At 62.8% G+C, this 13,364-nt stretch carries 10 protein-coding genes, 6 tRNA genes and 1 pseudogene; 2 read left to right on the forward strand and 15 right to left on the reverse strand.

All coding sequences use genetic code 11. The features are described 5' to 3' along the window. Positions 1 to 273: 273 nt before the first annotated feature. The 12 genes and pseudogenes from lon to rlmE all read right to left on the reverse strand — a co-directional run bounded on the left by lon (position 274) and on the right by rlmE (position 10,280). Entirely contained in the window at positions 274 to 2,757 is a 2,484-nt protein-coding gene (gene lon / locus ACFPK0_RS14700) for an endopeptidase La (protein WP_056603134.1), read from the reverse strand. Positions 2,758 to 2,924: 167 nt separating this feature from the next. After that, entirely contained in the window at positions 2,925 to 4,217 is a 1,293-nt protein-coding gene (gene clpX, locus ACFPK0_RS14705; RefSeq protein WP_007082751.1) for an ATP-dependent Clp protease ATP-binding subunit ClpX, read from the reverse strand. A 109-nt stretch (positions 4,218 to 4,326) separates the two neighbouring features. Beyond that, positions 4,327 to 4,956 carry an ATP-dependent Clp endopeptidase proteolytic subunit ClpP gene (gene clpP, locus ACFPK0_RS14710; protein WP_056078525.1) on the reverse strand — a complete coding sequence of 210 codons (630 nt, stop codon included), beginning with the start codon at positions 4,954 to 4,956 and terminating at the stop codon, positions 4,327 to 4,329. Positions 4,957 to 5,038: 82 nt separating this feature from the next. Continuing rightward, positions 5,039 to 6,331 carry a trigger factor gene (tig, locus tag ACFPK0_RS14715; protein ID WP_056078521.1) on the reverse strand — a complete coding sequence of 431 codons (1,293 nt, stop codon included), beginning with the start codon at positions 6,329 to 6,331 and terminating at the stop codon, positions 5,039 to 5,041. Between the two features lie 87 nt (positions 6,332 to 6,418). Further along, positions 6,419 to 6,503 (reverse strand) — tRNA-Leu (locus ACFPK0_RS14720). A gap of 278 nt (positions 6,504 to 6,781) precedes the next feature. Further along, positions 6,782 to 6,857: transfer RNA gene (locus tag ACFPK0_RS14725), tRNA-Lys, on the reverse strand. A 35-nt stretch (positions 6,858 to 6,892) separates the two neighbouring features. Continuing rightward, positions 6,893 to 6,969: transfer RNA gene (locus tag ACFPK0_RS14730), tRNA-His, on the reverse strand. A 15-nt stretch (positions 6,970 to 6,984) separates the two neighbouring features. Further along, positions 6,985 to 7,061, reverse strand: a tRNA-Arg gene (locus ACFPK0_RS14735). A 24-nt stretch (positions 7,062 to 7,085) separates the two neighbouring features. Then, positions 7,086 to 7,162: transfer RNA gene (locus ACFPK0_RS14740), tRNA-Pro, on the reverse strand. 178 nt (positions 7,163 to 7,340) lie between these two features. Beyond that, positions 7,341 to 7,417, reverse strand: a tRNA-Arg gene (locus ACFPK0_RS14745). Between the two features lie 258 nt (positions 7,418 to 7,675). Further along, positions 7,676 to 9,634, reverse strand: coding sequence for an ATP-dependent zinc metalloprotease FtsH (ftsH, locus tag ACFPK0_RS14750; RefSeq protein WP_200946309.1), 1,959 nt, complete (start codon positions 9,632 to 9,634; stop codon positions 7,676 to 7,678). Further along, positions 9,631 to 10,280 (reverse strand): annotated as a pseudogene (gene rlmE, locus ACFPK0_RS14755) (23S rRNA (uridine(2552)-2'-O)-methyltransferase RlmE). Before rlmE ends, ftsH begins: the two are co-directional and overlap by 4 nt. 80 nt (positions 10,281 to 10,360) lie before the next feature. Here rlmE and yhbY point away from each other — a divergent pair. Further along, on the forward strand, positions 10,361 to 10,657 hold the full coding sequence (yhbY, locus tag ACFPK0_RS14760) for a ribosome assembly RNA-binding protein YhbY (protein WP_007082756.1): 297 nt from the start codon (positions 10,361 to 10,363) through the stop codon (positions 10,655 to 10,657). A gap of 14 nt (positions 10,658 to 10,671) precedes the next feature. Further along, positions 10,672 to 11,061, forward strand: a complete 390-nt coding sequence (locus ACFPK0_RS14765; RefSeq protein ID WP_056078518.1) for an Mth938-like domain-containing protein — start codon at positions 10,672 to 10,674, stop codon at positions 11,059 to 11,061. 21 nt (positions 11,062 to 11,082) lie between these two features. Here the strand turns inward: ACFPK0_RS14765 and ACFPK0_RS14770 are convergent, their stop codons facing one another. Genes ACFPK0_RS14770 through ACFPK0_RS14780 form a run of 3 tightly spaced genes read right to left on the reverse strand, consistent with a single transcriptional unit; the run spans position 11,083 to position 13,351 of the window. Beyond that, entirely contained in the window at positions 11,083 to 12,060 is a 978-nt protein-coding gene (locus ACFPK0_RS14770) for a peptidoglycan DD-metalloendopeptidase family protein (RefSeq protein ID WP_377341822.1), read from the reverse strand. 35 nt (positions 12,061 to 12,095) lie between these two features. Next, positions 12,096 to 12,701 (reverse strand): YqaA family protein, encoded by a 606-nt coding sequence (locus tag ACFPK0_RS14775; protein WP_056078512.1) that lies wholly within the window; start codon positions 12,699 to 12,701, stop codon positions 12,096 to 12,098. Beyond that, a complete protein-coding gene (locus tag ACFPK0_RS14780) occupies positions 12,701 to 13,351 on the reverse strand; it encodes a protein-L-isoaspartate(D-aspartate) O-methyltransferase (RefSeq protein WP_056078509.1) in 651 nt (216 codons plus the stop codon). Before ACFPK0_RS14780 ends, ACFPK0_RS14775 begins: the two co-directional genes overlap by 1 nt. Positions 13,352 to 13,364: the final 13 nt, after the last annotated feature.

The raw sequence follows: 13,364 nt of genomic DNA on the forward strand, positions 1-13,364 counted from the left end.
CGGTTCGTTTTCGACGAAACAACGCCAGCGTGGATGATTGGCTCGCGCCAGGTGCCGTGTCGCAACCGGAATCGCCGCGGTGGGCATGAAATCTGCGGTTCCGCCTTTATACCAGTGCGTTGCCGAACTTCGCAACACAAGTCACGGCAAGCGTTTTCGCGGAAATACAGCGCACGAAATGATGCGTAAAGCAAACGGCGAACGATGCCGATTCAGCATGGCCCGCCGTCTTGTCAGGTGAACAGGAGCCGGCCATGGAGACCGGCCAACAACTCAATGCGTGCGCGAATGGACCTCGGCGCCGTCCTCCGCTGGCGCGCCTTCCTTGGACGCATGAGCTTCCTCGGAATCGACCGCCTGGCTGGGCTGCAACGGACGCTCCAGCGCGATGTCGAGCACTTCGTCAATCCAGCGCACCGGATGGATCTCCAGCGACGTGGTGATGTTGGCCGGCATGTCGACAAGATCCTTCTTGTTGTCTTCGGGAATGATCACCGTGGTGATGCCGCCACGAAGCGCCGCCAGCAATTTTTCCTTCAGCCCGCCGATCGGCAGCACGCGTCCACGCAAGGTGATTTCGCCGGTCATGGCCACCTCCGAACGCACCGGTATCTTGGTGAGGGCGGATACCAGCGCGGTGCACATCGCCACGCCGGCACTCGGGCCATCCTTGGGCGTGGCGCCCTCCGGCACGTGGATGTGCACGTCGAGCTTCTGGTGGAACTCGGGATCGATGCCGAGCTGATCAACGCGCGCGCGCACCACCGACAGCGCCGCCTGGATCGACTCTTTCATGACGTCACCGAGTTGCCCGGTATTCACCAACCGCCCCTTGCCGGGAACAATCGATGCCTCGATGCTGAGCAGCTCGCCGCCGACCTGTGTCCAGGCCAGCCCGGTGACCAGGCCGATCTCGTTCTGGATTTCCTTGCGGCCGAAATCGAAACGGCGAACGCCGAGGTAATGGTCCAGATTCGCCGACGTCACTTCGACACCGGCAACGGCCTTCTTCTGGGGCTTCGCGCTTTTTGTTTTCGCCTTCCTGGCCTTGGTTACTTCACCCAGGGTCAGCTCCTTGACAACCTTGCGGCAGATCTTGGAGATCTCACGCTCAAGGTTGCGCACACCGGACTCGCGCGTGTAGTAGCGCACGATGTCCCGCAGCGCCTCCTCGTCCACCTGCAGTTCCTCGGGCTTGAGGCCGTTCGCCTTCAACTGCTTGGCAAGCAGATACCGCTGCGCGATCCCCAGCTTTTCATCCTCGGTATAACCGGGAATGCGAATGACCTCCATGCGATCGAGCAAGGGGCCGGGGATGTTCAGCGAGTTGGCGGTGGCGATCCACATCACCTCGGACAGGTCGAAATCGACTTCCAGGTAGTGGTCGTTGAAGGCGTGGTTCTGTTCCGGGTCGAGCACTTCGAGCAACGCGGACGACGGGTCGCCACGGAAGTCCATCGACATCTTGTCGATCTCGTCCAGCATGAACAGCGGATTGCGGGTGCCGACCTTGGTCAGGTTCTGCACGATGCGGCCCGGCATGGAGCCGATGTAGGTGCGCCGATGACCACGGATCTCGGCCTCGTCACGCACGCCACCCAGGCTCATTCGCACGAATTTGCGGTTGGTGGCCTTCGCGATCGACTGGCCCAGGGAGGTCTTGCCCACACCCGGCGGACCGACAAGGCACAGGATCGGGCCCTTCATCGTGGCCACGCGCTGCTGCACCGCCAGGTATTCGAGGATGCGGTCCTTGACCTTTTCCAGCCCGAAATGATCGGCGTCCAGCACTTCCTGCGCCACGCGCAAGTCCTTGTGCACCTTGCTGCGCTTCTTCCACGGCACGCCGACCAGCCAATCGAGGTAGTTGCGCACCACCGTCGCTTCCGCCGACATCGGCGACATCTGCTTCAGCTTGCCAAACTCTTGCCGCGCCTTGGTCAGCACGGCCTTGGGCATGCCGGCATTTTCGATCTTCTTCTGCAGCTCCTCGACTTCGTTGGTGCCCTCTTCGTTGTCACCCAGCTCCTTCTGGATGGCTTTCATCTGTTCGTTGAGGTAGTACTCGCGCTGGCTCTTTTCCATCTGGGTCTTGACCCGACCGCGGATGCGCTTCTCCACCTGCTGCAGATCCATCTCGCTGTCGACCAGGCCGATCAGCAGCTCCAGCCGCTGCGCCACGTCGGCAGTTTCAAGCACCTTCTGCTTGTCAGCCATGCGCACGGAAAGATGCGCGGCAATGGAGTCGGCGACGCGCGACGGCTCCTCGATGCCGGACAGGCTGGCCAGCACTTCGGGCGGAAGCTTGCGGCTCTGCTTGACGAGCTGCTCGAACAACGAGATCAACGTGCGCGACACCACGTCGAGCTCGCGCTCCTTGGCGTTGTACACGGGCTCAATCGTGCGTGAACGCGCCACCAGCATGCCGTCGGCTTCCCGACAGTCTTCGATAGTGACCCGTGACTGGCCTTCGACCAGCACCTTGACCGTGCCATCAGGCAGCTTGAGCAGCTGCAGCACGCCAGCCAGCGTACCGACCGTGTGCAGGTCGGCGGCTTCCGGATCATCGATATCCGGGCTCTTTTGCGCTACCAGCAGAATCTGACGTTCGCCTTCCATCGCGCGTTCGAGCGCGCGCATCGATTTGTCGCGGCCGACAAACAATGGAATGACCATGTGCGGATACACCACCACGTCGCGCAACGGCAGCACGGGCAGCGCATCCAGCAATTCGGTTTTACGGACGGTCTTGGCCATCGAAAAATAGTTCCTGGTGAATCGACATACTGGCCCCGACACTGCGCCGGGGCCCATGACACGTCAAGTGGAGGCATCCGGCGCGATGCACAAGGTTTCCATGCCACCGTACCCAAAAAAATGGCCCCGGTAACTCACCGGGGCCGCTTTTTTTCACGGGGTATCGATCAGGCTGCGTCGTTACCGTCGCTGGCCACGCGCTGCTGCAGATTGCCACGATAAATCAGGTAGGGCTCGGCCTGGCCGTTGATCACCGCATCATCCACCACGACCTTGCTCACGTGCTCCAGCGAGGGCAGCTCGTACATGGTTTCCAGCAACACCTGTTCGAGGATGGTGCGCAAGCCACGGGCGCCGGTCTTGCGCTTGAGCGCCTTCTTGGCGATCGCCTGCAACGCCTCGGGGCGGAACTCCAGCTCCACCTCCTCCATCTCGAACAGCTTCTTGAACTGCTTGGTGACGGCGTTCTTCGGTTCGGTGAGGATCTTCACCAAAGCCGCCTCGTCCAGCTCATCGAGCGTGGCGACCACCGGAAGGCGTCCGACGAACTCGGGAATCAGGCCGAACCGCACCAGGTCCTCGGGCTCGACATCCGCAAGCACCTTGCCGAGGTTTTCAGTGCGCTCCTTGCTGCGCACCTCCGCCGAGAAGCCGATACCGGTGGTCTCCGAGCGCTGCTGGATGACTTTTTCCAGCCCGGCAAAGGCACCGCCGCAAATGAACAGGATGTTCTTGGTGTCGACCTGCAGGAATTCCTGCTGCGGATGCTTGCGCCCGCCCTGCGGCGGTACCGAGGCCAGCGTGCCCTCGATCAGCTTCAGCAAGGCCTGCTGCACACCCTCACCCGAGACGTCACGGGTGATCGACGGGTTTTCGCTCTTGCGCGAGATCTTGTCGATCTCATCGATGTAGACGATGCCCGACTGCGCCTTTTCCACGTCGTAGTCGCACTTCTGCAACAACTTCTGGATGATGTTCTCGACATCCTCGCCCACATAGCCCGCTTCGGTCAGCGTGGTGGCGTCGGCGATGGTGAACGGCACATTGAGCAGCCGCGCCAGCGTTTCAGCCAGCAGCGTCTTGCCCGAGCCGGTGGGGCCGATCAACAGGATGTTGGATTTGCCCAGCTCGATGTCGTCGCTTTTCTGGCGCGACTCGATCCGCTTGTAGTGGTTGTACACCGCCACCGCCAGCGCCTTCTTGGCGCGTGACTGGCCCACCACGTACTGGTCCAGCGATTCACGGATCTCGCGCGGCTTGGGCAGCTGGGTGCGGCCCGAAGCGGCCTTTTCCTCGAGCTCCTCGCGGATGATGTCGTTGCACAGCTCGACGCATTCGTCACAGATGAATACGGATGGACCCGCGATCAGCTTGCGCACTTCATGCTGGCTCTTGCCGCAGAACGAGCAATAGAGAATCTTGCCGCTGTCGCTGGAACGCCCCTGCCGGTCGTCACTCATACTTTCGATCCCGCTGGTCAATCTGAATGCGTCGCGAGAATACCACAGGGCTCCGCGTCTGCCTGCAGACGCGGAGCCCTACCCGTGACAGTAAGGTTGGTGCTGGGAATCAGGCCGATTTCACCGTTTCGCCGGCGCGCTTTTCCAGCACTTCATCGATCAGGCCGTAAGCCTTGGCTTCGTTCGCGTCCATGAAGCGGTCGCGCTCCATGTCCAGCTCGATTTTCGCCAGCGGCTGACCGGTATGTTCCGCGTACAACTTGTTCAGGCGTTCGCGTACATACAGGATTTCCCGCGCCTGGATCTCGATGTCGGTCGCCTGGCCCTGCGCACCGCCGGAAGGCTGATGGATCATGACGCGGGAGTTGGGAAGCGCATAACGCTTGCCCTTGGCGCCGGCCATCAACAGGAAGGAGCCCATGCTGCAGGCCTGGCCGATGCACATCGTGCTGACGCTCGGCTTGATGAACTGCATGGTGTCGTAGATCGCCAGGCCGGCGGTGACAGCACCACCGGGACTGTTGATGTAGAACTGGATGTCCTTGTCGGGGTTCTCGGACTCCAGGAACAGCATCTGTGCAACCAGCAGGTTGGCCACCTGGTCATTGACCTCGCCAACCAGGAAGATCACGCGCTCTTTCAACAGGCGTGAATAGATGTCGTAGGAGCGCTCGCCACGGGCCGTCTGCTCGACGACCATCGGTACCAAATTGAGGTTCTGGATCTGATCCATGGCCATTAGCAGCTCTCCGGGTGATGTGCCTGACAGTATGGCATCCGGCCCGATACATCAGGGCCGGACTGGAACGGTACCGGTGGAATCAGGCACCTGCCGGGCGCATTACCTCGTCGAAACTCAGATCCAGGCTGGTGGTCTTGGCGTGTTCAGCCACCCACTCGGCCACCTGGTCTTCCATCACGCGATTCTGCAACCCGGACATCAATTGGGGGTCGCCGTTGTAGAGTTCAATGACCTTTTCCGGCTCCTCGTAGGTCGAGGCAATCGCCGCCAGTTGCTCGGCGACGCGGGTACGGTCAATCTTGAGCTCCTGCTTGCGGGCGATCTCGCTCATCAGCAAGCCTGCGATCACGCGCTTGCGCGCCATCGGCATGGCCGACTCGATCAGCTGCGGTGACGGCTGCTCGCCACGCGGCACGCTGTTGGCCGCCAGGTTCTGCGCCTCCGACCGCACCAGCATCGGCGGCACGTCGAGATTGCTGTGCGCTTCGGCGACTTTCTCCGCCACCTCGGACTTCAACCGGCCCATCAACGCGGCATTCAGTTCCCGCTCGAGGTTGGCGCGCACTTCCTTGCGGAACGTCTCCAGGTTGCCGTCGGCAATGCCGAACAGCTTGGCAAACTCACCGTCGACCTCGGGCAGGTTCTGCGCCTGCACCTTGATGATCTTGAAACTGACCTTGGCGGTCTTTCCAGCCAGCATCGGGTTGCGGAAATCAGCGGGAAACGCGACATCCGCCTCGAATTCGTCGTTGGCACTGCGGCCAAGCAAGGAGTCGTCCAGCGCCTTGAACAAAGTGCCCGAACCCAGCACGCTGCCCGCCCGCTCCAGACCATCCGCCGGGAAGCGGTAATCGTCTACCGTGGCGGCATATTCGAACATCACAAAATCGCCCTCGATCGAGGCACGGGTAACGTCCTCGAAGCTGCGGCGCTGCTGGCGCAGGGTTTCCAGCATCTTGTCGATATCGGCATCGGTGACGCTGGCCACGGTGCGCGTGATCTCCAGCGCGGCCACATCGACCACCGGGAACTCGGGCATGATTTCGAACGTGGCGGTGTACGCAATCTCGCCGTTTTCCGGCACGCCAGTGGTGTCGATCGCCGGGTTCGCGATCGGCTGCAGTTTTTCCTGCGTCACCGCCTCGCGCAACGTGCTGCCGATCAGGTCGGACAGCACCTCACCACGAACCTGGCTGCCGAAGCGCTGCTTGATCACCGCGACCGGCACCTTGCCCGGACGGAAGCCCTTCAAACGCACGGTGCGGCCCATTTCCGCGATACGTGCGCTCACCTGCGAATCGAAACGCTCCGCGGGAAACTTCACCGTGAGCTTGCGCTCGAGGGTGCCGATGTTCTCAACCGAAACCTGCATGACGTCTCCTGGTACTACCTGATGTATGGGCCTGCCACAGGCACCATGGCGGCTGTGCCACCGCAAATGAAAAAAACCAGCTTGGCATGGTGCGAAAGGGGGGACTCGAACCCCCACGGGGTTAACCGCCAGAACCTAAATCTGGTGCGTCTACCAATTCCGCCACTCTCGCCTTGCCGCAACTGGCGCAACAAAAACTTTGCCCCGGCGCACCGGTCAACGTCGACCCGGATACCGCCACCACCCCTTGTCCACCGATGGCATTCAGGCGCTGGATAACGGGCCATTTTACGGTTGCCGCACCATGCAGCACAAGCGCGCCAGACCGCTTGCAGGTCGCGCCTTCGCGCCCGACGACAGCTGCGCCCGCGTCGGTCGAATTCCCTGCCATGGGCTGGACCGCATATAAAAAAACAGGCACCTACGTCGCCGTGAGGTGCCTGTTCTGATTGGTGGGCCGTGAAGGATTCGAACCTTCGACCAATTGATTAAGAGTCAACTGCTCTACCAACTGAGCTAACGGCCCATGAACTGACGTGACGCCGGAACCGGGTTTGAAACTGGGGTGGATGATGGGATTCGAACCCACGACAACCGGAATCACAATCCGGGACTCTAACCAGCTGAGCTACATCCACCATAAATCTTGCAACTGGCGCGCCAGACAGGACTCGAACCTGCAACCGTCGGCTTAGAAGGCCGATGCTCTATCCGGTTGAGCTACAGGCGCAGTCCCTATGGCAGAACGTATCGCTGGTCGGGGCAGAGGGATTCGAACCCCCGACTTTTGCGTCCCAAACGCAACGCTCTACCAGACTGAGCTATACCCCGCTTTCGAATCCCCGGCTGATCAAACACCGAAGCCTTGAATTGTTACGGGTGACGCCTCGCCCAGTCAATCCGTGTCGAAGCACACCATGACATCTGGAGCCCCTTTCAACAATCGGCAAAAGCACTTCCGTTCGTGAAAGGCACCGAGGTGCGAGCACCTCATCCAACAGTATAAAAATGGTGCGCCCGGAGAGATTCGAACTCCCGACCACCTAGTTCGTAGCCAGGTACTCTATCCAACTGAGCTACGGGCGCACTGAAAAAATTTTCATCTCACCGCTGCCGTGTTTGGGACACCGAGGCGGTGAAGCGAGAAGCGGAATTATTCAGATTCCGTCGTCTTGCGTCAACCTTTTTCGTGAATTTTTTTATTGCGCGTCATTCGACGTCGCTGAAATGGAGGCACGTCACGGCCTAAACGTGCCGAAGTTGCACAACCACGATCGTGGCGCGTGAATACCCGAGCGGGTCAGCGGGCACGCCAGCATAAGCACGCCCGTTTGGCCGTCCATTTCAATCGTCGATACCGGCCCTGTTCTGCGTCGCGGGATCGCCCACGTTGCCCACGGGTTGGCCGGCATCCCCTCTTGGCGGAGGCGGTGGCGGCGTGCTGCCGGTCGAGTTGTTCCTGCTCCAGTCCGCGGGCGGGCCGGGAATGCGCCCGGCCATGATGTCGTCGATCTGGTGGGCATCGATGGTTTCGTACTGCAGCAACGCATCGGCCATGGCGTGCAGCTTGTCCAGGTTCGCCGTGAGCAGCTCCCTGGTCCGCGCGAACGCACGGTCGAGAATGCTGCGCACGACCTCGTCGATCTTGCTGGCGGTCTCGTTGGAGATGCTCTTGTGCTGGGTCACCGAACGACCGAGGAACACCTCGTCCTCGTCCTCGCCATAGGTGATCGGCCCAAGCTCGTCCGAAAGACCCCACTTGGTCGCCATGTTGCGCGCCATCTTGGTCGCGCGCTCGATGTCGTTGGAGGCACCCGTGGTGACCTTGTCCGCGCCGAAGATCAACTCCTCCGCCACGCGGCCACCGTAGAGGGAGCACAGCTGCGATTCGATCGCCACCCGGTTGATGCTGTACTTGTCCCCTTCGGGCAGGTACATGGTGACGCCCAGCGCGCGCCCGCGCGGGATGATCGTGACCTTGTAGACCGGATCGTGCTCGGGCACCAGGCGACCCACGATGGCGTGCCCGGCCTCGTGATAGGCGGTGAGCTTCTTTTCGTCCTCGCTCATCGCCATCGAGCGCCGCTCGCTGCCCATCAGGATCTTGTCGCGCGCCTTGTCCAGATGGCTCATGCGAACCTCGCGGGCGTTCTCGCGCGCCGCAAACAGGGCCGCCTCATTGACGAGGTTGGCGAGGTCGGCGCCGGAGAAGCCCGGCGTGCCACGCGCAATGGTCATGGCGTCGACGTCATTGGCGATCGGCACCTTGCGCATGTGCACCTTGAGGATCTGCTCGCGGCCGCGCACGTCGGGCAGGCCGACCACCACCTGGCGGTCGAAGCGGCCCGGACGCAGCAGCGCCGGATCGAGCACGTCGGGGCGGTTGGTGGCGGCAATCACGATGACACCCTCGGTGCCCTCGAAACCGTCCATCTCCACCAACAATTGGTTCAGCGTCTGCTCGCGCTCGTCGTGACCGCCACCCAGGCCGGCGCCGCGATGGCGGCCGACGGCGTCGATCTCGTCGATGAAGATGATGCACGGGGCGTGTTTCTTGGCCTGCTCGAACATGTCGCGCACGCGGCTGGCGCCGACGCCGACGAACATCTCGACGAAATCGGAGCCGGAGATCGCGAAGAACGGTACCTTGGCCTCGCCCGCGATGGCCTTCGCCAGCAGGGTCTTGCCGGTGCCGGGCGGACCGACCATCAGCACGCCGCGCGGAATCTTGCCGCCCAGCTTCTGGAACCGACCCGGATCACGCAGGAACTCGACCAGCTCGCCAACCTCCTCCTTCGCCTCGTCACAACCGGCGACGTCGCTGAAGTTGACCTTGATCTGGTCCTCGCCCTGCAATTTGGCACGTGAACGACCGAAACTCATGGCGCCGCGGCCACCACCGCCGGACTGCATCTGGCGCATGAACCAGATGAACACGCCCACGATCAGCAGCACCGGCAGCCAGCTCACCAGCAAGCCGATCAGCGAGAAACCCTCAGCCGGGTCCTGGCGCACTTCCACGCCCTTGTCCTGCATCTGCTTGACCACCTCGTTGGTGGAAAAGCCCAGCATCGGCGCAACGGTGCGGAACGGGCTGCCGTCCTTCAGCTTGCCGCTGATGGTGGCGGGTTGATCGGCGCTGATCGTGGCGCTGGCCACGTTGCCGTTGTCGACGCTCTGCACGAAGCCGCTGTACGGCATTTCGGACGAGGCCGCGCCGTGCGGGCTGAAGCTCTGGAACACGGTGAACAACACCACCGCGATGATTACCCAGAGCAACACGTTTTTCGCTGTTTCATTCATGCACGGTTCTCGCCGGTGACGCTGCGGAAGGCTTGCGACCCACCGCCAGCGCGTAGACCTCGCGCGACCGGGCGCGCGAGGCTTTAGGTTTACGCATCGTTACGCGGGTGAATTCCGCGCGCAAGTTGCGCAGGTAAACGTCAAAGCCGGCTCCCTGGAACAACTTGATCAGGAACGAGCCGCCTGGCTTGAGCCATTGCTTGCTGAAATCGAGCGCTAGCTCAGCCAGAACCATGGCACGAATCTGGTCGGCCAGCGCCACACCACTCATATTGGGGGCCAGATCGCACAGTACAAGATCCAGCTTCTGCCCTTCCAGGCGCGATTCAAGCTCGCGCAGGACGGATTCCTCGCGGAAATCGCCCTGCAGGAAATCGACGCCGGCGATGCTCTGCATGGGCAGGATATCCAGCGCCAGCACCTTGCCGGTATCGCCCAGCCGGTTGCGCACCAGTTGTGACCAGCTGCCTGGCGCGGCGCCAAGATCGACCACGTTGATACCCGGCTTGAGCAGATGGTCGCGATCGATCAATTCCTCAAGCTTGTAGACCGCGCGCGAACGCAAGCCGGCCGCCTGGGCCTTCTTCACATATTCGTCTTTGAAATGTTCGCGCAGCCAGACGGCGCTGCTCTTGCTGCGGGCCATGTCTTGAAGGGTCGCTTGTGGGCATGAGGAGGGCGCATGATACCCTTTGCGGTTCCCCCACCGCGAATCGGCCACCCCGCATGCCCCTCTCATCCTCGCAGAGCCGCTACCTGCGCAGCCTTGCGCACGACCTCAGCCCCGTGGTCCTGCTCGGCAACAAGGGAGCCACCGAAGCGGTGGTGAAGGAGCTGAACCAGGCGCTGGATATCCACGAGCTGGTCAAGGTCAAGCTGTCAGGCGGTGACAAGGACGAGCGGCAGGCGCAGATCGATGTGCTGACCGGCGGCACGCAAGCCGAAAAGATCCACCAGATCGGCCACGTCGTGGTGCTGTTCCGCCGCAACGCCGACGAGCCCAAAATCGCCCTACCCCGTTAACGCAGGAGGATCCGATGGATCTCTCGCTGGATCGCCCCGACGATTACCTTTATGTGCGCCACGTGGACGCCGGCGCCGTCACCCTGGCCGATCGGGAACTGCAGCACAGCTTCCTGCTGGCACCGAATCAGGTTGTCGAAAACTGGCCGGTGGAGAACGCCAGCGCGCTTGCGGCCGCTCACGTCGAGACCTTGCTCGCGCTGCAGCCTGAGCTGGTGCTGCTGGGCACCGGGGCGCGACAGGTCTTCCCTGCCGCCGCCTTCATGGCCGGCTTTCTGCGCAAGGGCGTGGGTATCGAGGTGATGGACAATGCCGCGGCCGCACGCACGTACAACCTGCTGGCCGGCGAAGGGCGCCGGGTGCTCGCCGCGTTCATCATCGGTGACGCCGCCACGGCTTCCTGACCACCAGCCTGGCGCCGGCGGTTATTGCGCCGGCAGATACTTCAGCGGGTCCACCGGGTTTCCGTCCTTGCGGATCTGGAACTGCAGCTCGTTGCGGCTGGCGCCAGTGGAACCCATCTCGGCAATCTGCTGGCCCGCGCTGACGTGCTGACCTTCCTTGACCAGCCGCTTGCGGTTGTGGCCGTAGGCGGACAGATAGCTGTCGCTGTGCTTGATGATCACCAGCTCGCCGTAGCCCACCAGTCCATTGCCGCTGTAGACCACCACGCCGCCAGCTGCCGCGCGCACGGGCTCGCCCGAATTACCGGCGATCTCGATGCCCGGGATCGCATCGCTGGCCTTGAACCGCTTGATCACCGACCCTGATGCCGGCCAACGCCAGGTGATGCCGCCGGCCGAATGCGATGCACCCACGGCAGCAGGCGGAGCCGCTGGAGGCAGGCTGGGCGGCGCGGCCTCACCGGCGACAGGTACGGCGGCCACCGTCGCCGATTGAACCGTGCCGGCCCCAACCGCCCCCGCACTTGGCGTCGTGGCCGGCACAGGCGTGGCGGTAGCGGGCGGAATCGTCTGGAACACGGGTGCCGATGCCACAGCCGTAGCTGGCGGCGGTGACGATGGCGTGGCCGGCGCGGTGGCCCCTGCGCCTGCCGGGGGCGACAGCTTCAATGTCTGGCCCGGCCAGATGGTGAACGGCGCGGCGACACCGTTCCATTGGGCCAGGTCACGAAAGTCGACGCCGCTGCGGAACGCGATCGAATACAGCGTGTCGCCATGCGCCACGACATATGTCCCACCCGGAATGGGCGTACGGGCCGGAGGCGCAACCGTCGATGCCACGGGAGCCTTGGTCGATACGGTTGGGGCCGTCGTCGTGGGGGCCTGGCCGGCGGCCGGCTCGAACACCACCGAACTGCGCATGGTTCCGCAACCGGCCAAGGCCAGCGTCGCGAGCGAGACGAAGAACAGGTGCGGCATTCGATTCATGGTCATCAGCATAACGAGCCGTCCACTCCTTTTCATGATGCGCCGGTTCAACGCAACAACCACCATCCCAGCAGTGCGGCAAGCACGATCAGCGCCGCCCAGCCGAACCACTCGATGTACTTGTGCAGAATGCGTTCGGCGCGATCACCGAAGAAGCGGATCAGCAACGCCAGCAGCCAGACCCGCTTGCCTCGCCCCAGCGCCATGCACGCCAGGAACGGCAGGATCGGCACGCCCACGATACCCGACGCCCAGGTGATGAACTTCATCGGCACCACCGGCTGCAGCGCGGCCAGGATCAGCACGCCGAACATGCCCCAGTGATGGGTTGCCATCTGGGTGCGCAACACCTCCACGCCGTGCTCGATCGGCGCCAGGAAATGCAGCGCCTCCAGCGCGGGTTTCAGTGCGTGGAAGGCCCAGTGACCCAGCAGATAACCCACCAGCGCACCCAGCAGCGAGAACAGCAGGCTGATGTTCGCGAAATGGAACGCCCGCTGGCGCTTGCCCAACATCATCGGCGCCAGCATCACTTCCGGCGGAATCGGGAAAATGAACGCCTCGACGAAGCTCAGGCCGGAAAGGTAATAGATCGCGCGCGGCTCGCGCGCCCACACCAGCGCACGGGCGTAGAGCTTCTCGAACAGGCGCATCAGCCGATCCCGCCAAGCAGGGGCACGAAACTCACGGCGCCCAGCTCTTCCTGGATAAAGTCGCCCTGCCCGTCGCCACGCAGGCGAATCAGCGTCTGGCTGCTGGGCGAACCCACCGGCGCAACCAGCACTCCCGTGGGGGTCAGTTGGTCGAGGATGCGGGTGGGCACGGTATCTCCTGCGGCGGTGAGGATGATCGCGTCGAACGGCGCCTCGTCGGCCCAGCCCAGTTTGCCGTCGTCATGCTTCGAGCGCACGTTGGGCAGCCCGAGCTGACGAAAGCGTCGCCGCGCCTGGCGCAGCAATTCCTCGATCCGCTCCACCGTGAACAATTGCGGCACCAGCGCCGCCAGCACCACCGCCTGGTAGCCCGAACCGGTGCCGATCTCCAGCACCTTGCGCGGCATGCCCTCTTTGGCGTCGAACGATTCCAGCAGCGCCTCGGTCATCCGCGCCACCACCCACGGCTGCGAAATGGTCTGGCCGTGGCCGATCGGCAACGCCGTGTTCTCGTAGGCGCGCGCATGCAGCGCCTGGTCGATGAAATGATGCCGTGGCGTGTTGCGGATCACTTCGATCACGCGCGGGTCACGGATGCCGGCATCTTTCAGACTGTTGGCCAGCCGGTCACGCGCACGCTGCGAAGTCATGCCTTCGCCCTTG

The sequence above is a fragment of the Rhodanobacter ginsenosidimutans genome (assembly GCF_042655685.1).
Taxonomy (GTDB): domain Bacteria; phylum Pseudomonadota; class Gammaproteobacteria; order Xanthomonadales; family Rhodanobacteraceae; genus Rhodanobacter; species Rhodanobacter ginsenosidimutans.